The following is a 24,312-nucleotide window of genomic DNA, read 5'->3' as shown; positions in this document are numbered from 1 at the left end:
GGCCGGGTGGCCTGCGGGTTGACATCGATCGACGAGGGCTATCGCTGCGCAATCCTCGGCGACGCGGCGCGCCGCACGACGTTCACCACCGCGATTTCCGGCCGGATCGCACGCGGTATCGCGAACCGGCTGACCGCGCTCGGCGACGATCCGCACGCGCCGGCCACGCCTGCCTATCCGATCGCGTAATCTCTGGCGACGCAACGCGGCGCGCAAGTGACCCGCCGCGGTTGCCGGCACACTGGTTTGGGCCGGGGTTCACAGGCACTCGCCGCTTCAGTGTCGCGGGACGAAACAACCCGCGCCGACAGGCCGGAAGCACGATCTGTGTTGCAGGCGCTCGGCGGATTGACCGTCTTGCGACCGCGTCACGTATGAAGGAGCAGGAGACGCCCACATGCAAAGAAAATTCGACGACCTCTTGCTCGGCAGCATCGAGCTGTTCTGCATGGCGGCCGAACTCGGCAGCTTCACGCTTGCGGCGACAGCAGCGAGCGTCACGCCTGCCGCGGTCAGCCGGTCGGTCGCGCGTCTGGAGGAGCGGCTCGGCGTACGGCTGTTCGTCCGGACGACGCGGCAGATACGCCTCACAGATTCCGGGCGGCGCTACTTCGAGCAATGTCGTGATGCGCTGTCGCAACTCGTCGACGCTGAGCGCGAAGCGACGGGCCAGCAGGCGACGCCAGCGGGCGTGCTGCGTATCAGCATGCCGACGCCGTACGGACACTATCGCGTGCTGCCGCTGCTCCCTGCGTTTCGCGAGCGTTACCCCGACGTACGCGTCGAAACGCACCTGAGCAACCGCAACATCGACTTCGCCGACGAGGGCTTCGACCTTGCCATCCGCGGCCGTGCGCCGGCGGATTCAAGCCTGGTCGCGCGGAAGTTGGAGGATGCCGAACTCGTTGTCGTGGCGACACCCGGCTACCTTAAGAGCGCCGGCATGCCCCGCGCCTTGGACGATCTCCACATGCACCAATGCATCCAGTTCGACCTCCCGAGCAGCGGCCGACCGATTCCGTGGCTGTTCAACGACGGTTCGGAGGAAATCGAAATCGCAACCACCGGCAGCTATGGGGCGTCGGGTGACGTCCTCGCTGGCGTTACGCTCGCACGAAGCGGCGCGGGCCTCTTCCAGACCTACCGCTTCATCGTCGAACGCGATCTGCAGGAGGGCACGCTCACGGAAGTGCTGTCCAGCCGGGGAGGGCGGTCGCGGCCGTTCGTGCTGCTGTATCCGCACGCACGTTATCTGTCGTCACGAGTGCGCGTCTTTGTCGACTTTTTCATCGAACGTCTGGAGCAGGCACCCACCAAGCGGGCTGGCTAGCCGCATCGGAACGAACTGGCGGCGGGGAGGAAGCAGGAAACACTCGTTGATCCGCCCACACCAGATCACCTCGCGTCACTCCCGTCGGAGCAAGTAATTTTGATACCACTAGACGACCGGAGATTCCCGGCTGCCACGACCATCGGCAACAAGATTGGAGTGAGGCGCACGCACTCCGCTATGAATAGGAATGCTCAAGATGGCTCTCGCAGGAACGGTGTGCCCATTCAACTACAGGCTCATTACGCCGGTGTCGCTCGATCTCCTGCGATGCGTACCCTGGATCTCGCCGTTGGTGCGCAGGGGGCGCTCAGAACTCCATGTCGAGTTCGTCGATATCCTCGGTTTCGGCCTTTGCTGCTGCAATCCATTCGGCAACATGAGGCTGCTTAAGCACACGCATGCAGTATTCGGCGATGTCGGGATCGATCGGCACGTCGTAGGTGAGCAAGCGCGTGACGACGGGGGCGTACATCGCGTCGGCAGCGCCGATCTCGCCGAAGAGCCAGGGACCGCCATATTTTTGCAGGCATTCGCGCCAGATCGCCACAATGCGCCCAATGTCGTCCTGCGCCCGCGACCAGACACGGAAGCCCGGAAAGTGGCCGCGCAGGTTCATGGGCAGGGCCGAGCGCAGTGCGCTGAAGCCCGAATGCATCTCTCCGCAGACCGAACGGCAATGCGCGCGCGCGGTGCGCTCCGCGGGCAGGAGCTGCGCCTGCGGCCGGATTTCGTTCAGGTATTCGCATATCGCGAGCGTGTCCCAGACCTCGATGCCGTCGTGGCGCAGGCAGGGCACGAGAATGGAGGGCGAGAGTAGCAGCAGTTCCGCGCGTGCCGCGGCGTTGTCGATCGGCACGGTAACCGTTTCGAATTCGAGTCCGGCAAGTTTGGCCAGCAGCCAGCCGCGCATGGACCACGATGAATAGTTGCGGCTGCTGATTGTCATTGTCGTATTGGTCTGGCTCATGCGGAACTCCCGGGCGCAAAGGACGCAGTGATAAAGCAAAGCGGCGCGCGAAGGGTGGCCGCTCCAGCGTGCACCGAACGCGTACATCGCACCTTCCATGCACCGAAGATGTTAGCGAGGGGCACCACTTTGCGGCACGCAGGAAGCGGGCGAATACGCAGAGGGGAACCGCACGCGATCCGGCGCACCGCGCTGCTCACGATCGAAGGAGAAAAGGACGATATCTGTGCCGTTGGCCAGACGGTCGCCGCACAGGAACTTTGCTCGGGACTGCGCCCTTACACGAAGACGCACCATGTGCAGACGGGCGTGGGCCATTACGGCGTGTTCAACGGCCGCCGCTGGGACACGCAGATCTATCCGTTGGTGCGTTCAACGATCCACGACCACGAGCGCGGCGCACCACGGCGTCGTGGCAAGCGGCGCGCAGCGATCAGGTGACGCTGCACTCGCTGCTCGATGCCGAAGCGCATGTGGCCGCCGCCATTACCAAAGCAGCGGAAACGCAGTCCGTCAGTTGTGCGGCGAATCCATAGAACGAATCTGGATGGTGCTTGCATAGCACCCAGACGCGCCACGTTGCTTTGGTTAGCGGATACAAAATTCACGGGCAACCTCACAGGTCCATCGTGACAACGTGCGAATGCTCGACGAGCGCCCTGACCGTCGGATGCCAGTCTGCAGAGGAGCGCCCGGCACCATGCAGCATAAGCATCAACGATCCGTTCCCACCAAAATCCTGCACGGCGGGTTGGGAGTCGGATTTTGATACTGTAGTGGCTAAATTGTAATGTCTGCTTTTAGCCAAGTTGAAATATCGAGCGGGTGATCGTCGACCTGGCCGGGCAAAAGCAGCCTTCGAAGGCTCTGCGCAAACCAGGTCATTGATCAGCAGGAGATACGCAGTACGAACTGCCGAAGTCGGCAATGTCTGCAGTGGTATTGCAGCCGCGCACGGCATCCAGAGCAAGGGCTCACATGAACTGCGATTTTTGGAGGATCACGTACGGGTTGTTGAAATGCCGAATTGCGTGCGGAAAGTGACCTGGGGCTTCGCGAATGCGTGCGACGTTGAAGTGCGCTTTGGTGAATTCGGCCTATCTGGCTGCGGCTGTTGTAGGCAGCGCACCAACCTCACAGATCGAACCCGTCTAGCGCACGGAAAACAGTGTTGGGCCACCTGACAGATGTTGAAGGAGCTGTTGGCAACGCGTCGGGCATCACACTGTCCACTCACTCGCCCTGGATCGCAGCGTGTCAATGCAGGCGCGCGAGGGCATGAAGGAGTGAATCGCCGTCTTGCGTAACGCGAGGCCGCACTGTGTCGCCGTCAAGCCTTTCCAGGGCGACCAGCTGGCGTTCAAGCAATGTATCGAGTTCTTCCCGGTCCGCAATATGGTCGGCCGAGTCCCTTACCAGCATCAATGTCGCAAATTCGTGGGCGCTAAGCATGCTTGCCTCCTGATAGCTCGAGTAGGTGCTGTATGGATTGTGTCGGCTGAAGCGCGCGCTTTTGACGATGCGCTGCCGGCGGTGCACGCGCTGCGAGATAGCGCGAGGGACTTGATGGTAGGCGCAGCTTCCCTGGCCCATCAATTCGGGTCGTCCCGCATATCGGATAAAGCTGTCGTTGCGTGCGGCGCCGCCTGCCAGCGCGTCGCTGCCACATGCACGCGGACTTCCGGCCGGTGAGAGTATTCCAGCGTAGCCTCACACGCATTACACTCCCGGTAGAACGTTCGACACGTTCGTGTCGATGTCCGTGCCGGGCGCGGCATCAGTGACCGTGTCAAAAAGCAGATCAATCATGGGAATCCGCGTCAGCTATGAGGACAGCCTCGCTAGCGCACCTCAGGAATCCATCGCGCCTGGCAAAATCCGCAACCTCAAGTTTCTCTAGCGGACCGAGCCTCTTTTGTGCGTAGAACATGAACCAGCTCGCTCTCGAGTCCAGGCAACACGTGAAGGCCCGCGCGCGCCTGGTTGGAGACCGGCTTGAGTTGAAAAACTACAAGATTGCTAATCCAATTGGGACCACGCCGCTGACACTGATGGTCGGGTCCGACAATGGCGTGGCTGTTCTGTTTCGCTATGGTGTCGTCGTATTTTTTGGGGTAAGTACCGACGATGAAACAGCCTTTATTGATACGCTCAAAAACATCATAACCAACGCTTACGGCAGCCCCCAAGTTGAAGAACTCGACATTTACAGTGGAAAACCCAACCAGGGGGTGCAAAGCGACGCCGTGTCGCTGGACAGGATCACACTTGAGAAAATACAGATAATCGCAGATGTACTCGGGAAAAGCCTGGTCTTGTCACTGTATGAGAAAGAGGTCGCGTGGAAATTTGACGGGATTGCTCCCGTCGCGATAGAACTGGCGAACTCGGGAAAGGTCAGTGCAGATTCAAAATCACTCTTTTCGAAGATGGGCAATTTGATACTAATCGAGCACCGCATGGTTGGCCGTGCCGAAATCGGTGACAAACCGGAAATCCTTTGGGACTTTCCCTCCCTCGGCGGCCTGTACGCCGCCCTCGAAGATGAATTTGAACTCCATGAGCGTCACGCGGCACTGGAGCGCAAACTGACTCTGATCTCGGACACCGTGCAAACCTTGGCGGATATCGTGGAGAACAAGAAAATCCACAAACTGGAATGGTATGTAATCGGGCTAATCTGTTTTGAAGTCGTTCTGAGCCTCCTCGATCTGGCCAGAAGATGGCTAGCGCCAGGTTGATCGACCGAGCAACCGAAAACTTCTCATCATCGATGCATGACTGACGAACGATCCCGAAGCCGCGCCGCCTCGCCGGTGTCGGATGAAGTGGCCGGATGATCCGCAAATCGACGTCGCCATCGGCCGTGTGAGAGCAGATCCGAAAAAGAATACGCGAACTGAATTGTAGGCCTCACAAAACCAGCAGGGAACGCGCCTTGCTTCCTTCTTCTTCCACTGCGACGTGCAGCCCTTTCATGGCCCCCGGATCACCGCGCGTCACATCATTCCGGTGCTGCTGCCAGCACCGCCATTGCCGGAAGAAGGTGCGGACGTCGCTGTAAGCGGATGGGCGAGGCCCGCCGCGGACAGCAGCGAGACGGCGGCCTGATCGGGCATGCCATTGGCGTCGATAGCCCCTGCTGCCGCTAGCGCGGCCAGATCGCTGTCGACACCTGCTTGGCCAACCGTAAAGGATGTCGTTAGAAACGCCGGTGCCGTCAGCGTCAGCGCATAGCGCTGCTGTAGATTCGTGACAACTGCCGATTGCGCAGCCTGCACGTCGGCCTGGTTTGCCAGCACCTGCTGGTACTGTGAGTTGGTCGGGAAGCCCGCTATCAGACCGCTCACGCTCGTGCCGAGTTGCGCAGCGATGTAGACAAACATCAGTTCGGTCTCTGGCGTCGTATTGAAGGTGCCGTCGGCAAATGCCAGCGAATGCAGGCTCATGCCAGCAGAGGTCACAGTGAGGATACAGGGAGGCGTGGCATTGTGCGTGATCGTGTAGTGTCCACCGCCGTCGGACAGGGTGGATCCCGAGCCCTGCACACAACTGAAGCTCACCGTCGCGTTCGCGAGCGCTCTACCGGTGGCGGCCGTGCCGGATATCGTGAAATTTGGCGTCACGATTGCGCCGCAACCGTTGCCGATGCAGACGCTGCCGCCGCCGCATGCCGCGAGTGTTGCGATGGAAGCCGCGCAAAGAGTGGCCAGCGCCGGACGAACGAAACACGCGTAGTGAGTGTTCATGGTTGCCTGCCGTTGTTGGATCGGGATGCGCGTTTGGTTCCGTGGAATGGACCGACGCCAAATACAATTCTAGCGCCGCATGCATCGAGATTGTTCTACCGGTCAATCCCATTCGCCTGCGATATCAGCTTCTGAATGGGGCTCGTCGGCTTGCCTGCAGGCGAAGGTCGACCCTACACGGTCGTCGCCGTCCATGGAGCCCGACGCAATGCCACCACAATGCAGGCCGAAGCGGTGCGCCTCTTGCGCGCTGACGCCGTACTTCAACGCCTGCGGCCTTTCCTGTTCGAGGCCTCGCTGCCGCACGCGATCGATCAGATCGTCTTCGATGCATCCGCCCGACCCCGACCCGGCCACATGCCCATCGGCGCGCACGGCGAGCATCGCGCCTACGGGACGCGGCGACGATCCCCATGTCTTCACCACCGTCACCAGCAGCACGCGATGCCCGTCTGCCAGCCATCGCGCACTGCTTTTCAGGACTTCGAGATCAAGTTGTCCATTGACTCGCCTCCATGCCATTCACCGCAACGGCGCGATACGTTCCGCAACGCCGGCCTGCATGCAGATGTGCTTCAACTCGGTGAAGTCCGCAAGCGCATCGTAGCCGTGCAGCCGACCCAGTCCGCTCTGGCGATACCCGCCCGTTTCGGCTTCGGCGAAAAGCTTGTTGTGGTCGTTGATCCACACAGTGCCGTTGCGCAGCGCACGCGCGACGCGCAACGCGCGCGCTCCGTCGTGCGTCCATACGCTTGCCGAGAGACCGAAGACCGTGTCGTTGGCTTTGTCGATCGCTTCCATTTCGTTCTCAAAGACTTCCAGCGTAACGAACGGGCCAAAGATCTCGTCTTGACAGAAGAACGCCTTGGGATCGCCATGTTCGACGAGAGTCGGAGACAGAAACGCATGCCCCGAGCAAGTGCCTCGCAGCAGCACGCGCTCGGCCATCCCGCACGCGCGCTCGATCGTCTGTTGCACCGCATCGCGCGTCGTGCCGTCGATGAGCGCGCCGATATCCGTTGCCGGATCGATGCCCGGTCCGACCCTCAGCGACGCAAGCGCCGACGCGAGGTGCTCGCGCATCTCCGCGGCGCGCGACGCATGAACCAGCACGCGGCGCGCCGCCGTGCATTGCTGCCCGGAGATGATCGTCGCGGCGCGCGCGAGACGCGGCGCTATCGCCGCAATATCGGCATCGTCGAAAACGACGCAGCATGACTTGCCGCCAAGTTCGAGCGACAGCTTCTTCATGCTGTCGGCAGCGGCCGCCATGATCTTCTTGCCCGTTGCCGTCGATCCCGTGAAGCTCACCACGTCGACGTCGTGAGAATCCACGAGCCGCTGGCTGGCCGTGTGTCCCCGTTCGTTGACGAGGTTCACGGCGCCTTCAGGCAACGCCGTGCGTTCGAAGCAGCGCAACATCGCGGTCGTGAGCAGCGACGTCTGCGCCGCCGGTTTGACGATCGCCGTGCAGCCGGCTGCCAGTGCGGGCGCGAGCGAGCGCACGAGCAGCACGGCGGGCGCATTCCACGGCACGATGATCGCCGCAACGCCGGCCGCTTCGCGCAGCATCGTCGATATCGTGCCCGGTTCCGGTTCGAGCACGTGCCCGGCAATATGCCGCGCGAGCCCCGCGTAATAGCGTACTTCCGATATCGCGCCCGCAATCTCGCCGCGCGATTGCGCGATCGCCTTGCCGTTTTCGCGCGTGAGCAGCGTCGCGAGCATGTCGCGTTCGGCTTCGAGCGCTGAAGCCCAGCCGAGCAACACGTCCTGGCGCAGACGCGCGTCCTGCGCCCATGCCGTGCGATCGAACACGTGCCGAGCAGCGGCGATGGCGGCATCGGCTTCGACCGCGCCGCCGTCGGCGAACTGGCCGACGGCCTCGCCCGTTGCGGGATCGATGCTGTCGATGTTGGGCATGCCCGTCCATTCGCCGGCAATCCAGTGTCGTGCATTCATGCTGAGCATTCCTTCGTGTCGTTTGAGGGCTCGTCGCCCGTAATGGCCGACGCCCGATGCAACTCGTCGCCGATGGTCGCGATCAACGCCTCCGCCGCCGCGCTCAATGGGCGGCGCGGATGGCTCACGCAGAGAATGTGCCGGACGATACGCGGCGCGAGGATCGGGCGCGCGCGCAACGTGCCGTGCCGTGCGGCACGCTCCACGACGATGCGCGGCAGGATCGTCGCGAAGCGCGTGTGCTCGACGAACTTGAGAATCGTCGAGAGCACGTCGATCTCGAAGCGCGGCGCGAGCAGCACGTCCTCGTGTTGCGCCGCGCTGTCGAGCACGCCGCGCAAGCCGTGGCGCTTCGTTGGCAGCACCAGTTCGAGTTCGGGCAATTGTGCGAGTTCGATTGCATGCGGCAAGTCGGGGCCATGCGCGGCGCTGGTGGCGAGCACCATCTCTTCGTCGAGCAGCGGGCGCGAGTCGAGCGAAAGGCGCGCTCGCGGCTTGTTGATGATGGCGGCATCGAGCTGGCCGCCCGCCACCCAGTCGATGAAGGTCGCGCTGTAGCCATCGGCGACGGTGACTTCGACATCGGGGTAACGCGCGTGAAAGCGCGACAGCGAATCCGCGAGCACGCTTTCCGTCACCGATGCGATCAACCCGATGCCGACATGGCCCGTCACCACTTCGTCGCGCTGCACGAGTTGCTGCCGCGCGTGGGCGAGGTCGCGCATGATCGGTAAAAACAGGCGGTACATCAGCCGTCCGGCGGCGGTCGGCGCCATGCCGTCTGCGCCGCGCTCGAACAGCTGCTGATGTAACTCGTCCTCCAGCTTCGCGATCTGCATGCTCAAGGCCGGTTGCACGATGTTCAGCCGCTTCGCGGCGCGCGTGACCGAGCCGTCCTCGAACAGCGCGATGAAGTACTGGATTTGCTTGAGGTCCATGTTCCCTCGGGGCATCAGCGACGCTAATGGGGTGCGGTGACATTATTACCCTGCGTTCGTCGACGGTGCAGGGCGCCTTATCGTGGCGCGCCCTTCCATACGGGCGTGCGCGATCGGTCTATTGATACGTAACTGTAAGAGTGCTGTCATCCGGGCTAACACGGATATAAGAACGAATGATCCTTCGCATCAGTAAACAGTATTAGATGTTATGGTGCGATCCCGCTACGCTCCATCCCATCCGCTTGCCATGGCAGGCGCACACAGATGGAGACAATGATGAACACACGCGATGCCGCAACGCACGGCAATCCCTCATTCGCCTGGGCACGGGATCACGCCGACACCGGCTCGCTGTCGCTGCGCGACTGGCTCGCGCATCTCGCGAAAACCGGCCGTGTCGCGACGATCGACAAGCCCGTCGCGCTCGAGCACGAACTCGCCGCCATTGCAAAGCGGCTCGACGGCGAACAAGCTGCTTTTTTCACGCAGCCGCGCGGACATGCGATGCCCGTCGTGAGCGGCTTCATGTCCAGGCGCGCGTGGATCGCGGAAGCGATGGGCGTCGATGAGTCCGCGTTGCTCGCGCATTTTTCGGCTGCGGCCGCCGCGCCGCTCGCATCGAAATTGATTCAACGTGAGGGCGCGCCCTGTCAGCAAGTAGTGCATACGAGCGATATCGATCTTCACGCGCTGCTGCCCATTCCCACGCACAGCGAACACGACAACGGCCCGTACATCACCGCCGGTCTCGTGATCGCGCGCAATCCGCGCACCGGCGTGCAGAATGTGTCGATCAACCGCATTCAGGTGCACGGCCCCGATCGCATGGCGATCCTGCTGCTGCCGCGTCATCTCTACGCATTCCAGCGCGACGCGGAAGCCGCGGGCGATGCGCTCGACGTCGCCATCGTTATTGGCGTCGATCCCTTGACGATGCTCGCGTCGCAAGCGATCACGCCGATCGATCACGACGAACTCGAAATCGCAGGCGCGCTGCACGGTGCGCCGCTGCCTGTCGCGCGATGCGTGACGAACGGCGTGCACGTGCCGGCAGTTGCGGAGATCGTCATCGAAGGCCGCATTCTGCCGAACGTGCGCGAGCCGGAAGGTCCGTTCGGCGAGTTTCCGAAGTACTACAGCGCGAGGGAAGCACGCGAAGTCATCGAAGTGACGGCCGTCACGCATCGGCGCGATCCGATCTTTCATACGATCGTGCCCGCCGAAATGGAGCATCTGCTGCTCGGCGCGATTCCGCGCGAAGCCACGTTGCTCGCGCATCTTCAGCGCAGCCATCCGGCCGTGAAGGACGTGCATCTGTCGGTGGGCGGCGTGTGCCGCTATCACCTGTGGGTGCAGTTCGACAAGAAGCGCGAAGGCGAAGCGAAGAACGTCATCCTGTGCGCATTCGGCGCGCATTACGACATCAAGCAGGTCGTCGTCGTCGATACCGATGTGAACGTGCACGATCCCGCCGAAATCGAATGGGCTATCGCGACGCGCTTCCAGGCGGACCGCGATCTCGTCGTGATAGCAGGCGCGCAAGGTTCGCCCCTCGATCCATCGACGACGGTCGGTCAGCCCGACGATGCGCCGTCGCATCTGCAAGGCGTGAGCGCGAAGATGGGCCTCGATGCGACGCGCCCCGTCGTGTATCCCGCGCATGTGTTCACGCGCGTGCGCATACCGGGGCAAGACACGGTCGATCCGCACGCACTCGTCGCCGCTGACAACAGCGCGCTCGACGCTTATTTGTCGCGCGATCATGGCTGAGCGAAAGAAGCGCATCGTCGTCGGCATTTCGGGCGCAAGCGGCGCGGTGATCGGCGTGCGTTTGCTCGCCGCGTTGCGCCGGCTCGGCACGCACGAGACGCATCTCATCGTGTCGTCGTCGGGCGCGGTGACGGCCGCACAGGAACTCGGCTTCGCGCGTGGCGATCTCGAAGCCGTTGCCGATGTCGTGCACAACGTGCGCGATATCGGCGCGGCTGTGGCGAGCGGATCGTTTCTGACCGAAGGCATGGTGATCGCGCCATGTTCGATGAAAACGCTCGCGGGCGTCGCGAACGGCTTCGCGGACAACCTGCTGACGCGTGCCGCCGATGTGATGCTCAAGGAGCGCCGCCGCCTCGTGCTGGTCGCGCGCGAAACGCCGCTCAATCTCGCGCATCTGCGCAACATGACGCTCGCCACGGAAATGGGCGCGATCGTGATGCCGCCGGTGCCCGCGTTCTACGCGCATCCGCAGACTATCGAGGACGTGGTCGACCACACGGTCGGGCGCATTCTCGATCTGTTCGGCATCGAGCACGACGAGATTGCGCGCCGCTGGAGCGGTCTCGCCGATGAATTCGGCGGCCGCGCCGCACGTGAGGAGTAACGTCATGAATCAGCGCGAAACCGCATTTGCCGATATGGACGCGCGCGTCGCCGGCAAAGAGATGCGCGAAGCGAGCGCACCGCAGCGTCACATCGGGCGCTCGATGGAGCGCCTCGAAGACCCGGCGATCCTGACGGGCCGTGGCCGCTATGGCGATGACATCGCTGTCAAGCCGGGCACGCTGCACGCCGCGATTCTGCGTTCGCCACACGCGCACGCGGACATCTTGTCGATCGATACGCAAGCCGCGTCGAAACTCGCGGGCGTGCGCGCCGTGCTCACGCGCGACGATTTGCGTCCGTGGTCGCGACCGTTCGTCGTCGGCGTGAAATCGCCGATGGAACAGTGGGCGCTCGCGATGGACCGCGTGCGCTACGTCGGCGAGCCGGTCGCGGTCGTGATGGCCGAATCGCGTGCGCTCGCGGAGGACGCGCTCGATCTGATCAAGGTCGATTACGCGATGCTCGATCCCGTGACGTCGATCGAACAAGCCGCGAAGGACGACGCTCCGGTGCTGCACGAACGCGTCGGCAGCAACGTCATCAGCGACCGGCATTTCCGCTACGGCGAACCGGAAGCGGCTTTCGAGCGCGCGCCGCATCGCGTGAAGCTGGTCGCGGATTATCCGCGCAACACGTGCGCGCCGATCGAATGCGGCGTGGTCATCGCCGAGTATCTTTCGGGCGATGAAGGCTACGACGTCACGTCGAATTTCATGGGGCCGTTCTCGCTGCACGCCGTCATGGCGATGGCGTTGAACCTGCCCGCCAATCGCCTGCGTCATAAGGCTCCGCGCGATTCCGGCGGCAGCTTTGGCGTGAAGCAGGCCGTGTTTCCGTATGTCGTGCTGATGTGCCTCGCGTCGCGCAAGGCGGGTGCGCCAGTGAAGTGGGTCGAGGATCGGCTCGAACACTTGAGCGCGGCGACATCGGCGACGGCGCGTGTTTCAACGATAGAAGCGGCCGTCGAAGCGGATGGCCGCATCGTCGCGCTGTCTTACGATCAGTTGGAAGACGTCGGCGGCTACGTGCGCGCGCCCGAGCCCGCGACGTTCTACCGGATGCACGGCTGCCTGACGGGCGCGTACGCGATCCCGAATCTGCTCGTGCGCAATCGCGTCGTGCTGACGAACAAGACGCCGACGGGGCTCGTGCGCGGCTTCGGCGGGCCGCAGGTGTACTTCGCGCTGGAGCGGCTGATCCAGCGCATCGCGATCGAACTGAAGCTCGATGTGCTCGACGTGTATCGCCGCAACTTCGTTCCCGCCGATGCGTTCCCGTATCGCGCGGCGGCGGGCGCGCTGCTCGATTCAGGCAATTATCAGGAAGCGCTGCGCCGTTCACTCGACGAAGGCGGATACCGGGAACTCGTTGCGCGCCGCGACGCCGCGCGCAACGAAGGGCGGCTGTATGGCATCGGCTTCGCGGCGATCGTCGAGCCGTCGGTATCGAACATGGGCTATATCACGACCGTGATGCCCGCCGACGCACGCAGGAAAGCCGGGCCGAAGAACGGCGCGATCGCGAGCGCGACCGTCAGCGTCGATCTGCTCGGTGGCGTCGTCGTCACGATCGCATCGACGCCCGCGGGCCAGGGTCACATGACAGTGTGCGCGCAAGTCGTCGCCGATGTCCTCGGGCTCGATCCGAAGGACATCGTCGTCAACGTCGAATTCGATACGCACAAGGACGCCTGGTCCGTCGCGGCGGGCAATTATTCGAGCCGGTTCGCGGGCGCAGTGGCGGGCACGGTGCATCTCGCCGCGACGCGCGTGCGCGACAAGCTCGCGCGCGTGCTCGCGAAGCCGTTCAACTGCGCGCCCGGCGACGTGCGCTTCGAAGGCGCGCGCGTCTTTCCGCACGACGCCGAAGACCGCGCGCTGCCGTTCGCGCGCGCCGCGAGCAATGCGCCGCACTGGGCGCCCGCGCTCTTGCCCGAGGGCGAAGAGCCGGGCCTTCGTGAAACCGTGTTCTGGTCGCCGCCGCACATGGATGCGCCCGACGAACAGGACCGCATCAATACATCGGCGGCGTATGGCTTCGCCTTCGACATGTGCGGCGTCGAAGTGGATCGCGTGACGGGACGCGTGCGCATCGACCGATATGTGACCGTGCACGACGCCGGCACCATCCTCAATCCCGCACTCGCCGATGGCCAGATTCGCGGCGCGTTCGCGCAAGGCGTCGGCGCGGCGCTGATGGAAGAGTTCCGCTACGGCGCGGACGGCAGCTTCCAGTCCGGCACGCTCGCCGACTATCTGATGCCGACGACCTGCGAAGTGCCCGATCCGCTGATCGTCCATCTGGAGACGCCTTCGCCTTTCACGCCGCTCGGCGCGAAGGGTCTCGGCGAAGGCAACAACATGAGCACGCCGCCGTGCATCGCGAATGCGGTGGCGGACGCGCTCGGCGTCGAAGACATTCGCCTGCCGCTCACGCCGCCCAGAGTGATGGCGATGATCGGCGTGGACGATCCTGAACCGTCGCGGCCGGAATATCGCGAAGCGCCCGCCACGAAGCCCGCGACGCCAGGCGGCGGACGCGCACTGACGGCGCAGGGCGCTGTCGATCTGCCCGCGACACCCGAAGCTGTGTTCGCCGTGCTGCTCGATCCGAAGGCACTCGCGAACGTCATTCCAGGCTGTCACGCGCTCGAAGAGACAGCGCCGAACCAGTATCGCGCGGACGTAACCGTCGGCGTCGGCATGATCAAGGCGCGGTTCGAGGCGCGTATCGGCTTGTCGGAGATCGATGCGCCGCGCCGCCTGCGACTCGCTGGCGCCGGGATCTCGCCGCTCGGCAGCGCGCGCGGCAGCGGTCTCGTCGAACTGACGCCGCAAGGCAGCGGCACGCGGCTCACGTACGACTACGAAGCGCAGGTGTCAGGCAAGGTCGCAGCGGTCGGCGGCCGCATGCTCGAAGGCGCGGCGAAGGTCGTGCTCAAGCAGTTGTTCGAATCGCTCGGACGGCAGGCGGCGGGCAAGCCCGCGCAAGCGCACGGATCGTGGATCGCAAGACTCCGCGCACGTTTCAGGAGACACGCATGAAGCCCGCACCGTTCGATTACCTGCGCGCGATGACCGCGCAAGACGCGCTCGACGCGCTCGCGCAATACGGCGAAGACGCCCGCGTGCTGGCGGGCGGCCAGTCGCTGATGGCCGTGCTCAATATGCGGCTCGCGCAGCCGAAGGTGCTCGTCGATATCTCGCGCACCGCCGAACTCGATGCCGTGCGCGTGGACAAGCAGGCGGGGCATCTCGTCGTGAACGCCGCGGCGACGCAAGGCAGCGTCGAATGGCGCAGCACGCTCACCGACGAAGCGCCGCTGCTCGCGATGGCCTTCCCGCATATCTCGCACTTTCAGATTCGCAATCGCGGAACCGTGTGCGGATCGATCGCGCATGCGGACCCGAGCGCGGAGTTGCCGCTGGTGCTTTCGGCGCTCGGCGGCGACGTGATGCTGCGCTCGCGAAAAAGGCGCCGCACGCTCGCCGCGCAGGACTTCTTTCAGGGAATGCTGATGACCGCGCGCCAATCCGACGAACTTGTCGAAGCGGTGCGCTTCCCGCTGCGCAAGGCAGGCGAGCGCTACGCGTTCGCGGAATTTTCCGCGCGACACGGCGATTTCGCGATCGTCGCGTGCGCGGCCGTGGTCACCGAGGAGTCGATTCGCATTGCAGTCGGCGGCGTCGCTGACCGGCCGGTGACTGAGCAATGGCCGCGTTTGCAGGGCGACGACCTGCGTGGCGCATTGAACGATTTGAGCTGGAAACTGAACGCGCAGGACGATGCGCACATCAGCGCGAAATATCGCCGGAATCTGGTCCGGCAACTTGGATGGCGCGTGATCGAGGAGGCAAAGTGAGCAAGATGTCGGACACCATCATGCGGCACGGCAAAGCGCAGCGCATCGCGCTGACGCTGAACGGCCGCGAACGAAGCGGCCATTGCGAGCCGCGCGAACTGCTGTCGGACTTCATCCGGCACGAACTCGGCGCGACGGGCACGCACGTCGGCTGCGAACACGGCGTGTGCGGCGCATGTACCGTGCAGGTCGATGGCGTCGCGGCGCGCTCGTGCCTGATGCTCGCGGTGCAGGCAGATGGGCGGCATATCGATACCGTCGAAGGCCTTGCGCCCGATCAGACGCTTGGCGACCTGCAGCAGGCGTTCCAGCGGCATCACGCGCTGCAATGCGGCTTCTGCACGGCGGGCATTCTGATGTCGTGCGCGGATTATCTGCGGCGCGTGCCGGATCCGTCCGAAGAGCAAGTGCGCGAGATGCTCTCGGGTCATATCTGCCGCTGTACGGGCTACACGCCGATCGTAGCCGCCGTGCTCGACGTGGCGGCGCGCCGCCGGGATGAGGCAAGCACGAAGGAGGTCGAACATGCTTGATCTCGGTCGCACGTTTCTGCAAAGCGTCGAGCGCAGTCCGAACGCGCTCGCGCTCGTCGATGGCGATGTGCAACTGACGTACGCGCAGTGGCATCGCATGATCTTGAATGTCGCCCATGGCCTGCGCGAGCTCGGCCTGCAACGCGGCGACCGGCTGCTCGTCGTGCTGCAAAACCGCTGGGAAATGGCGACGCTGCATTGGGCCGGGCAGTTTGCTGGCATCGTGATCGTGCCGCTCAACTGGCGCGCGAAGCCGGAAGAAGTCGACTACTGCGTGACCGACGCGGAGGCGAAGGCGATCGTCTACGAACCCGTCAGCGCCGATTCCGTCGCGCAGAGCGCCGCCGCGCAGAAAGTGCCGCGCGTCGGACTCGACGATGCGCCAGGCCGCACCATCCCCTTCGATGCGCTCATCGTCGAACGAACGCGCAGCGGCGACGTGTCCGACACGACGCACGCCACCGCCGACGAAATCTCGCTGATCCTTTACACGTCCGGCACGACGGGCAAAGGCAAGGGCGTGCCGCGCCGGCATCGGCATGAACGCGCGGGCGCGCTGGCGCACGTCGCGCAGAACCTGTACAGGCGCGGCGAACGGACGCTCGGCGTGATGCCGCTCTATCACACGATGGGCGTGCGCTCGCTGCTCGCGATGGCGCTCGTCGATGGCCTTTTCGTTTGCGTGCGGCGCTGGAACGCGAAGCTCGCGCTCGAAAGCATCTCGAAGCACGCGCTCACCTGCCTCTATCTCGTGCCGACGCTCTATCACGATCTGCTCGCCGACAGCGCGTTCGCGAGCACGGACACGTCGTCGGTCAGAAAGCTCGGCTTCGCGGGCGCACCGATGAGCGACGGCCTGCTCAAGCGCCTCTCGGCCGCGTTCGAGCCGGAGCTCTTTGTCAATCACTACGGCTCGTCTGAGGTCTACACGTTCAGCATCGACCAGGACGCGACAAAGAAGCCCGGCAGCGCGGGCCGCGCGGGCATCAATACGCGGCTGCGCGTCGTGAAGCTCGATGCGCTTTCGCCCGATGAGATCGCCGAAGTCGGCGAAGAAGGGCAGATCATCGTGGACCTGCTCGGCGACGAGGCCTTCGAAGGCTACTGGAATCGCCCGGACGCGAATGCGAAGTGCTTGCGCGAAGGCTGGTACTTCACCGGGGACACGGGCTATCTCGACCGCGACGGCGATCTGTACGTGACGGGCCGCGTCGACGACATGATCATCAGCGGCGGAGAAAACATCTCGCCGGTGGATATCGAATCGGTGTTGTCGCTGCATCCCGCCGTCGATGAAGTCGCGGTCGCGGGTGTCAAGGACGAGCGCTGGGGCCAGCGCGTGGTTGCATTCATCAAGCGCCGCGAGTACGTCGATTCCGACTCGCTCGATGCATGGTGCCGCCAGTCCGACCTCGTCAACTTCAAGCGCCCGCGCGATTACGTCTTCGTCGATGACATCCCGAAGTCGCCGGTCGGCAAGATTCTGCGCCGCAAGCTGCAAGCGGGCGAGTACACGCCCGATTCGAAAGCGCAGGCCGTGCAACCTACTGAAACCACCAAGGAGTAACACAATGAGTGATCTCAACCATCGCGGCCAGACCCTGCTGCAAGACCTCGACGGCTTCTCGGTCGAAATCGACGCGCAGCGCGAGCGCGCGGACATCATCCTGCATCGGCCGCCGTTCAACGTCATTTCGATGCACGCACGCGAGCAGTTGCGCGCCGTGTTCGAAGCCCTCGACGACGACGACCGCGTGCGCGTGATCGTCGTGCGCGCCAAAGGCGAGCACTTTTCGAGCGGCGGTGACATCAAAGGCTTTCTGGAAGCCTCGCCGGAGCACGTATCGAAGCTCGCCTGGAACATCGCGGCGCCCGCGCGATGCTCCAAGCCGGTGATCGCGGCCAATCGCGGCTTCTGCTTCGGCGTGGGCTTCGAGTTGTCGCTGGCGTGCGATTTCCGCATCGTCACCGATACGACCTTCTATGCCCTGCCGGAGCAGAAGCTCGGGCAGATTCCCGGCTCGGGCGGCTCGGCGCGTTTGCAGTCGATGGTCGGCATCGGCCGCACGAAGGACATCGTGATGCGCTCGCGCCGCATTCCGGGCAAGCAGGCGTACGAGTGGGGCATCGCCGTCGAATGCGTCGCGGACGCCGAACTCGAATCGGCGACGGACGCGCTCGTCGACGAACTGCGCGCGTTCTCGCCGCTCGCGCAGCGCACCGCGAAGAAGCTCTTGAACGATTCGGAAGACGCACCGTTGTCGATCGCGATCGAACTTGAAGGGCATTGCTATAGCCGTCTGCGCGCGTCGGACGATTTCCGCGAAGGCGTCGAAGCTTTTCATGGCAAGCGCAAGCCGGTGTTTCGCGGCAGCTGACACCTGACACGCCGCGCGGCGGACGAGACAAGAGGAGACAATGCGATGGATCGCTTCGACTACGTGATCGTAGGCGGCGGCTCGGCGGGATGCGTGCTTGCGCATCGACTGTCGGCGGAGCCGTCGGTGCGCGTCGCGCTGATCGAGGCGGGCGCCGACACGCCGCCGGGCGCGGTGCCCGCGGCGATTCTCGACAGCTATCCGATGCCCGTCTTCTGCGGCGACACGTACATCTGGCCCGATCTGAAAGCGAAAGCCACGCAGCACGCCGCGCCGCGCGTCTACGAGCAGGGCCGCGTGATGGGCGGCGGGTCGAGCATCAACGTGCAGTCGGCCAATCGCGGCCTGCCGCGCGACTACGACGAATGGGCCGCGAACGGCGCCGAAGGCTGGTCGTGGCGCGAGGTGCTGCCGTACTTTCGCAAGCTCGAACGCGACGTGAACTTTCCCGGCGGCGAATTGCACGGCAGCGACGGTCCCGTGCCGATCCGCCGCATCATGCCGAACGACTGGCCAGCGTTCTGTCGTGCATTCGCGAAGGGTTTGCGCGCGAACGGCTTCGCGGAACTTCAGGACCAGAACGGCGAATTCGGCGACGGCTTCTTTCCGGGCGCGTTCTCGAACATCGACGACAAGCGCGTGTCGACGGCCATCGCCTATCTCGACGAAGCCACGCGCAAGCGCCCGAATCTCAGCATCTATTCGAATCTGCGCGTCGAACGCATCGTGATGGAAGGTGCGACGGCGCGCGGTGTCGTCGCGATTGCGGCGAACGGCGAGCGCGTGCGTTTCGATGCGGGCGAAGTGGTGCTGAGCGCGGGCGCGTTGCAGTCGCCCGCGATGCTGATGCGCGCCGGTATCGGCGACGCGCACCAACTCGTGGCGATGGGTATCCCGTGTACGGTCGATTTGCCGGGCGTCGGACGCAATCTGCAGGATCATCCGTCGCTCACGTTCTGTCATTTTCTCGAGCCGCGCTTTCGGATGCCGCTCGCGCGACGCCGCGCGAGCATGATGGCCGCGCGCATGAGTTCGGGCGTCGCGGGCTGCGACGAGTCGGATCTGTATCTGTCGAGCGCGACGCGCGCAGCGTGGCATGCGCTCGGCAACCGGCTGGGCCTCTTTTTCCTGTGGTGCAACCGGCCGTATTCGCGTGGCTGCGTGCAACTGGCGTCGCCCGATGCGGCCGTAGCGCCCCGCGTCGATCTGAATCTGCTCGACGACGAACGCGATTTGCAACGGCTCGCCGCTGGCGTGCGGATGCTGGCGCGCATTGTCGATGCATCCGGTCTTGGCCGCGATTCACGTGACTTTTTCCCGGCCGCATTCTCGCCGCGTGTGAAGGCGCTGAGCAATGTCGGCGAAGGCAATGCGCTTCTGACTTCGATCCTCGGAGCGCTGCTCGACACACCGGCGCCGCTGCGGCGTCTGCTGATCGAACGCTTCTTCACGCGCGGCCTGAAGATGACTTCGCTGATCCACGACGACCGCGCTCTCGCCGATTTCATCCGCGCGAACGTGTTCGGCGTGTGGCATGCGAGCGGCACCTGCCGCATGGGTGGCGCGCAGGACTGCGACGCCGTCACCGACACGGAAGGCCGCGTGCGAGGCACACGAGGGCTGCGCGTTGTGGATGCATCGCTGATGCCGCGACTGCCATCGGCGAATACGAACATACCGACCATCATGATCGCCGAGAAGATCGCCGATGCGATGGTTGCCCAGCAACGGGCGAGCGTGGCATCGCCGCACGCCGCCGCCCACTGACGATTTTTCAACCTCGACAAGAGCGCGCATCCAACAAAGCGTGCCTGTGACACACAAGGAGATGCAAATGTCTATAGCAGCGCAAGACGGGGCCACCGTGCTTCCGGTTAATCAGAGGCAGATCATGGGCGCGGTGATGGCGTCGTGCATGGGCTGGGCGCTCGATCTGTTCGACCTGTTCGTATTGTTGTACGTCGCGCCGATCGTCGGGCGTCTGTTCTTCCCGTCCGAGCACGCGATGCTTTCGCTCGCTGCGGTCTACGCGTCGTTTGCGGTGACGCTGTTGATGCGGCCGCTCGGCTCCGCGCTCTTCGGCTCTTACGCGGACCGCCACGGCCGCAAGGGCGCGATGATCGTCGCGGTCGTCGGCGTCGGCGTGTCGACGGCGGCCTTCGGCGTGCTGCCGACGGTCGCCCAGGCGGGCATCGTCGCGCCGGTGTTGTTCTTGCTGCTGCGTCTCGTGCAGGGCGTGTTCGTCGGCGGCGTGGTCGCATCCACGCATACCATTGGCACCGAATCCGTCGCGCCGAAGTATCGCGGCGCGGTGTCGGGGCTGATCGGCGGCGGTGGCGCGGGACTCGGCGCGCTGCTCGCGTCGCTCACCTATCTGGCGATGTCATCGCTCTTTCCAGGCGATGCGTTCGACGTGTGGGGCTGGCGCTGCATGTTCTTCACGGGCATCCTGAGTTCGGTGCTCGGCCTCTTCGTCTTCAACAGTCTCGAAGAATCGCCGCTCTGGAAGAAGCTCGCCGCAGACAAGGCCGCGAAGGCCGCCGCGCAGATGAAAAGCGCGACCGTCGAAGTGGCGCGCTCGCCGATCCGCACGCTTTTCTCGCGTGAATATCGCAGCGTGCTGTTCGTCAATCTGCTGCTGACAATCGGCGGCGGCAGCGGCTACTACCTCACATCGGGCTATCTGCCGACGTTCCTCAAGGTCGTGAGCCATGCGCCGAACGGCGCCGCCGCCGCGATCCTGATGATCTGCAGCGTCGCCGTGGTGGTCGCTTCGGTCGCGGCGGGGCACATCAGCACGTTCATCGGCCGCAAGGGCGCGTTCATCTGGATCGGCGTGATCCGGCTCGTCGCGCTGCCCGGCCTGTTCCTGCTGCTGCCGACGGCGCAAAGCATCACGATGGTCGGCGTCTACGCGGTGCTGCTTTCGGCGCTCGGCAGCGCCGGTTATGCGCCCGTGCTGATCTTCCTGAACGAACGCTTCCCGACAGCGATCCGCGCGACGGGCACGGGTCTTTCGTGGAATATCGGCTTCGCGATCGGCGGAATGATGCCGACGTTCGTCTCGCTGATCGCGAAGGATGCGGGCCAGTTGCCGTCGACGCTCGCGATCTTCGTCGGCGCGATCAGCGTGATCTTTCTGGTCGGCGCGTTTGTGGTGCCGGAGACGCTCGGCAAGCTCGACAACGGCTCGGCGCGCAGTCCCTCCTGAGTCATTGGGCATAACGGCGGACGCCAATGGGCGCACGCCTTTCACAACAGCCGGAGATATCGATGAAATACGAAGAAGACGTTCGTGCGCGTTCCTACAAGTTCCGTGACGAGTATGTCAATGCCACACCATGGTGGTATCGCGGCGAAATGCACCTCGGCTTCACATTGCTCTTCACCGGCGGCGTGATCGTGTATTGCCTGATGCAGCTTCATGCACCGACGCTCGCCGAATGGCTGGCGGTCATTCCGCTCTTTCTGTTCGGCAACTGGGCGGAATGGGCGGCGCACCGCTACGTACTGCATCGTCCGACGAAGTATTTCAGCATGATCTACAAGCGCCATTGCGCCGTCCATCACCGGTTCTTCACGCATGTGACGCTTGAATACAAGGGCCACCGTCACTGGCGCGCGCTGCTGTTTCCGCCTTTTGCGCCGGTTGCGTTCGTGCTGGCGGCCGTGCCGTTCGCGCTCGTGATTGGGTTCGTATTCTCCCGCAACGCAGGCTACATCGCGCTGCTCACTATGGCGGCGTACTTTCTCATGTACGAGGGCCTGCATACGCTCTCACACGTCACCGACAGCCCGTTCCTCGACCGCCTTCCGCTCGTCAACACAGTGCGGCGCCTGCACGCCACACACCACGATCCCGAAGTGATGGCGACACAGAACTTCAACCTCACGTTCCCGATCTGCGACACGCTGTTCGGCACGCGCAGCGACGTTCCGAGTAGTGCGCGCGAACCGTTGGAACGCGGCCGCTAAGGCGCTTGTTTCCCCAAAACACCCGTCGTCACGCGCTTTATCTCATCAGTGATAATCGTGATGAGCGCCTGGGCGGCCGGCCCGATCGGCCGCTTCGGATGCGTGACCTGAATGATGTGGCGCACGATCGGCGGCGACGCGATCGTGCGTGCGCGCAAGCGCCCTTCGTCCACTTTCGCCTGCACGACGACGCGCGGCAGGATTGTCGCGACACTGCTCTGCTCAACGAACTGCACGATGGTGCTGAGCAGATCGATCTCGAACTTCGGCTTGATGACGACGTCAGCCGCCATCAGCGCGGCATCGAGCGCGCCTCGCAGGCCGTTGCGGCGCGTGGGCAGCACGAATTCGATGCCCGACTGCTGCGTGAGATCGATCTCGTCGGGCAGCTGTGGGCCATTCGCCACGCTCGTCGCCAGCACCATTTCTTCGACGAGCAAAGGCACTACGTGGAGCGTCAGCCGTCCGCGCGGCTTGTTGATGATGGCGGCATCGAGCCGGCCAGATTCGACAGCGTCGATCAGTTGCGCGCTGAAGCCATCGGCGACGGAGACTTCGACTTGCGGGAAAAGCGCATCGAATCGGGCGAGCGATTCGGGCAATACGCTCTGCGCCTCCGACGACACCATCCCCAGCGAGACGCGGCCGGTCACGATGACATCGCGACGACTCAGGTGCTCGCGTGCGTGATCGATGTCGCGCATGATCGGCGTGTAAAGGCGGTACATCAACCGTGCGGCTTCGGTCGGCGCCATGCCGTGCGGCCCACGCTCGAAGAGCTTCTGCCGAATCTCCGTTTCGAGCTTGGCGATCTGCATGCTGAGCGCCGGTTGCGCGATGTTGAGCCGCCTGGCAGCGCGCGTGACGGTGCCTTCTTCGAAAAGCGCGATGAAGTACTGGATTTGCTTCAGTTCCATGGGACAAGGGTATACGGGACGGGGCCGACGAAGATAGTACCGCGCGCCGTCTTTTATGGGGTGGGCGTCGTATCGCTAACCTGCGGTATCGAGTCGTTGATTGCAGCCGAGCGTCCATCAAGGCCACCCGAGGCGATCGCGCACGGCATACCACGGGGAGACGGCGTGCCGTTGGGCTACCGTTTCTCGCGCACGGAGCCCGGTTCGCAGCGCCCGGGCGGCAGTCCCCCTGTGTCCTCGCCCGTCAGCCTTGCGCCGATCTCTCGGTGTTTTCAGCGCGCAAAAAATTTGTTCCGACTCTTAATAAAATCCACCATACAGGCGGGTCAAGGAACGAAGACATACTAACGGGTACGCGATGTACCCGGTTCAGATTCCAGTGCATTGGCGCAGGAACAGCAAGGAAACCGCGCCTGGAAAAGCCGCCTCGCCAGTCAGGACGTGCCAGACGCGACTTGATGATGCCGGCATACCGGGCTCGATATTCGACATGAACGCCAGCCTGTGCTGTACCGTGTTCCGGAATAGTAAGGATTGCATATCTGATCCGGTGCGGATGTATATGCGAGAGATGGGAGCCAGGGAACTGCTGACCCGAGCGGGTGAAATCGAGATCGCAAAACGCATCGAATCCGGCCAGCAGGACATGATTCAGGCGATTGCTGCATGTCCGATGGTCGTGGCCACGATTCTTGCCGATGTAGACCGCGTCATTGCCGGAGAACTGCATATCGATGAACTGGTCGCTGGTGTCGGCGACGACGTGAGCGGGAACGCAATGACGCAAGATTCCGAAGAAAATGAAGCGGAACCTTCCGTCTGCGGCGAAGACCCGGACGGTGACGAAGTCGATCCGTTTCACGCCGAAAATCATTGATCGCCTGTGCGCCAACGTGCAGGAGCAGGTTGCGGAGGTACGCGCGATCGAGCGCAGCATTTTTGGAAATCGTCGTCACTCGTTGCGGCATGCCACGCGAGTTGTTTGTCGAGTCGTTCTCGGGCCACGAGACCGACCTTAGCTGGGTGAGCCGCATGGCAGCTAATTCCTGCCAGTTTGACCCGGCGCTCGAGCGATATATGCCCGCCATTCAGGCCGGGCAGCAGAAACTCACCAACATTGAGGCGAGGGTTTTGCTGCCGCTGCGGCAGCTCAAGGGGATCAACCGCACAATGGGTGTCGCGGAGTCGAGAATGCGGCAAGCCGGGCGGGAGATGATCGAAGCGAATCTTCGTCTTGTCATCGCAATTGCGAAGAAATACGTGAATCGCGGCTTGCCGTTCCTGGATCTCAGCATCGCGGGGCGCAACGAAGTGCC

18 protein-coding genes and 4 pseudogenes are annotated in these 24,312 nt (G+C 63.7%); 15 read left to right on the top strand and 7 right to left on the bottom strand.

Annotated features, from left to right (window positions below; genetic code table 11):
* Window positions 1-6: 6 nt before the first annotated feature.
* A pseudogene (locus tag NH14_RS21280) lies at window positions 7-186 on the top strand (nitronate monooxygenase); the annotation flags it as partial.
* A gap of 211 nt (window positions 187-397) precedes the next feature.
* The gene (locus NH14_RS21275) at window positions 398-1,330 is read left to right on the top strand and encodes a LysR family transcriptional regulator (protein WP_035529298.1); all 933 of its coding nucleotides are present in this window, start codon (window positions 398-400) and stop codon (window positions 1,328-1,330) included.
* Window positions 1,331-1,640: 310 nt separating this feature from the next.
* Here NH14_RS21275 and NH14_RS21270 read toward each other — a convergent pair whose 3' ends face one another.
* Window positions 1,641-2,300 (bottom strand): glutathione S-transferase family protein, encoded by a 660-nt coding sequence (locus NH14_RS21270; protein WP_035529577.1) that lies wholly within the window; start codon window positions 2,298-2,300, stop codon window positions 1,641-1,643.
* Between the two features lie 147 nt (window positions 2,301-2,447).
* Between NH14_RS21270 and NH14_RS21265 the strand changes: the two are divergent.
* A pseudogene (locus NH14_RS21265) lies at window positions 2,448-2,836 on the top strand (hypothetical protein); the annotation flags it as partial.
* Between the two features lie 721 nt (window positions 2,837-3,557).
* On the opposite strand, the gene NH14_RS21260 reads toward NH14_RS21265, so the two are convergent.
* Window positions 3,558-3,752 (bottom strand): hypothetical protein, encoded by a 195-nt coding sequence (locus NH14_RS21260; protein ID WP_035529301.1) that lies wholly within the window; start codon window positions 3,750-3,752, stop codon window positions 3,558-3,560.
* Between the two features lie 476 nt (window positions 3,753-4,228).
* Here NH14_RS21260 and NH14_RS21255 point away from each other — a divergent pair, with 476 nt between their 5' ends.
* Window positions 4,229-5,041 carry an RMD1 family protein gene (locus tag NH14_RS21255; protein ID WP_035529304.1) on the top strand — a complete coding sequence of 271 codons (813 nt, stop codon included), beginning with the start codon at window positions 4,229-4,231 and terminating at the stop codon, window positions 5,039-5,041.
* Window positions 5,042-5,299: 258 nt separating this feature from the next.
* On the opposite strand, the gene NH14_RS21250 is transcribed toward NH14_RS21255, so the two are convergent.
* The 4 genes and pseudogenes from NH14_RS21250 to NH14_RS21235 form a co-directional block, all read right to left on the bottom strand.
* On the bottom strand, window positions 5,300-6,049 hold the full coding sequence (locus NH14_RS21250) for a hypothetical protein (protein WP_052148193.1): 750 nt from the start codon (window positions 6,047-6,049) through the stop codon (window positions 5,300-5,302).
* A gap of 210 nt (window positions 6,050-6,259) precedes the next feature.
* Window positions 6,260-6,571 (bottom strand): annotated as a pseudogene (locus NH14_RS21245) (XdhC family protein); the annotation flags it as partial.
* Window positions 6,572-8,011 (bottom strand): aldehyde dehydrogenase family protein, encoded by a 1,440-nt coding sequence (locus NH14_RS21240; protein ID WP_035529310.1) that lies wholly within the window; start codon window positions 8,009-8,011, stop codon window positions 6,572-6,574.
* Window positions 8,008-8,949, bottom strand: a complete 942-nt coding sequence (locus NH14_RS21235) for a LysR family transcriptional regulator (protein ID WP_035529313.1) — start codon at window positions 8,947-8,949, stop codon at window positions 8,008-8,010. Before NH14_RS21235 ends, NH14_RS21240 begins: the two co-directional genes overlap by 4 nt.
* A 279-nt stretch (window positions 8,950-9,228) precedes the next feature.
* Here NH14_RS21235 and NH14_RS21230 point away from each other — a divergent pair, with 279 nt between their 5' ends.
* The 10 genes from NH14_RS21230 to NH14_RS21185 all read left to right on the top strand — a co-directional run bounded on the left by NH14_RS21230 (window position 9,229) and on the right by NH14_RS21185 (window position 22,079).
* Window positions 9,229-10,722, top strand: a complete 1,494-nt coding sequence (locus tag NH14_RS21230; protein ID WP_035529315.1) for a UbiD family decarboxylase — start codon at window positions 9,229-9,231, stop codon at window positions 10,720-10,722.
* Window positions 10,715-11,329: a UbiX family flavin prenyltransferase gene (locus tag NH14_RS21225; protein WP_035529317.1), complete on the top strand. Its 615-nt coding sequence runs from the start codon at window positions 10,715-10,717 to the stop codon at window positions 11,327-11,329. Before NH14_RS21230 ends, NH14_RS21225 begins: the two co-directional genes overlap by 8 nt.
* A gap of 4 nt (window positions 11,330-11,333) precedes the next feature.
* Window positions 11,334-14,375: a xanthine dehydrogenase family protein molybdopterin-binding subunit gene (locus NH14_RS21220; protein ID WP_035529581.1), complete on the top strand. Its 3,042-nt coding sequence runs from the start codon at window positions 11,334-11,336 to the stop codon at window positions 14,373-14,375.
* The gene (locus NH14_RS21215) at window positions 14,372-15,193 is read left to right on the top strand and encodes an FAD binding domain-containing protein (RefSeq protein WP_035529319.1); all 822 of its coding nucleotides are present in this window, start codon (window positions 14,372-14,374) and stop codon (window positions 15,191-15,193) included. The genes NH14_RS21220 and NH14_RS21215 overlap by 4 nt, the downstream gene beginning before the upstream one ends.
* On the top strand, window positions 15,190-15,726 hold the full coding sequence (locus tag NH14_RS21210) for a (2Fe-2S)-binding protein (protein ID WP_035529322.1): 537 nt from the start codon (window positions 15,190-15,192) through the stop codon (window positions 15,724-15,726). The genes NH14_RS21215 and NH14_RS21210 overlap by 4 nt, the downstream gene beginning before the upstream one ends.
* Window positions 15,719-17,293 carry an AMP-binding protein gene (locus NH14_RS21205; RefSeq protein ID WP_035529324.1) on the top strand — a complete coding sequence of 525 codons (1,575 nt, stop codon included), beginning with the start codon at window positions 15,719-15,721 and terminating at the stop codon, window positions 17,291-17,293. Before NH14_RS21210 ends, NH14_RS21205 begins: the two co-directional genes overlap by 8 nt.
* Before the next feature lie 4 nt (window positions 17,294-17,297).
* Window positions 17,298-18,104, top strand: coding sequence for an enoyl-CoA hydratase/isomerase family protein (locus NH14_RS21200; RefSeq protein ID WP_035529327.1), 807 nt, complete (start codon window positions 17,298-17,300; stop codon window positions 18,102-18,104).
* Between the two features lie 45 nt (window positions 18,105-18,149).
* On the top strand, window positions 18,150-19,871 hold the full coding sequence (locus tag NH14_RS21195; protein WP_035529329.1) for a GMC family oxidoreductase: 1,722 nt from the start codon (window positions 18,150-18,152) through the stop codon (window positions 19,869-19,871).
* A 67-nt stretch (window positions 19,872-19,938) separates the two neighbouring features.
* Entirely contained in the window at window positions 19,939-21,315 is a 1,377-nt protein-coding gene (locus tag NH14_RS21190) for an MFS transporter (RefSeq protein ID WP_035529331.1), read from the top strand.
* 62 nt (window positions 21,316-21,377) lie between these two features.
* Window positions 21,378-22,079 (top strand): sterol desaturase family protein, encoded by a 702-nt coding sequence (locus NH14_RS21185; RefSeq protein WP_035529332.1) that lies wholly within the window; start codon window positions 21,378-21,380, stop codon window positions 22,077-22,079.
* On the opposite strand, the gene NH14_RS21180 is transcribed toward NH14_RS21185, so the two are convergent.
* Window positions 22,076-22,996 (bottom strand): LysR family transcriptional regulator, encoded by a 921-nt coding sequence (locus NH14_RS21180; protein ID WP_035529335.1) that lies wholly within the window; start codon window positions 22,994-22,996, stop codon window positions 22,076-22,078. The two genes, NH14_RS21185 and NH14_RS21180, sit on opposite strands and share 4 nt — an antisense overlap.
* A 541-nt stretch (window positions 22,997-23,537) precedes the next feature.
* Here NH14_RS21180 and NH14_RS33910 point away from each other — a divergent pair.
* Window positions 23,538-24,286: pseudogene (locus NH14_RS33910) on the top strand (sigma-70 factor domain-containing protein); the annotation flags it as partial.
* Window positions 24,287-24,312 lie beyond the last annotated feature (26 nt).

The organism is Paraburkholderia sacchari, assembly GCF_000785435.2.
GTDB lineage: Bacteria > Pseudomonadota > Gammaproteobacteria > Burkholderiales > Burkholderiaceae > Paraburkholderia > Paraburkholderia sacchari.
Note: the sequence above shows the minus strand (reverse complement) of the source record. Positions and strands in the feature narration are given on the sequence as shown.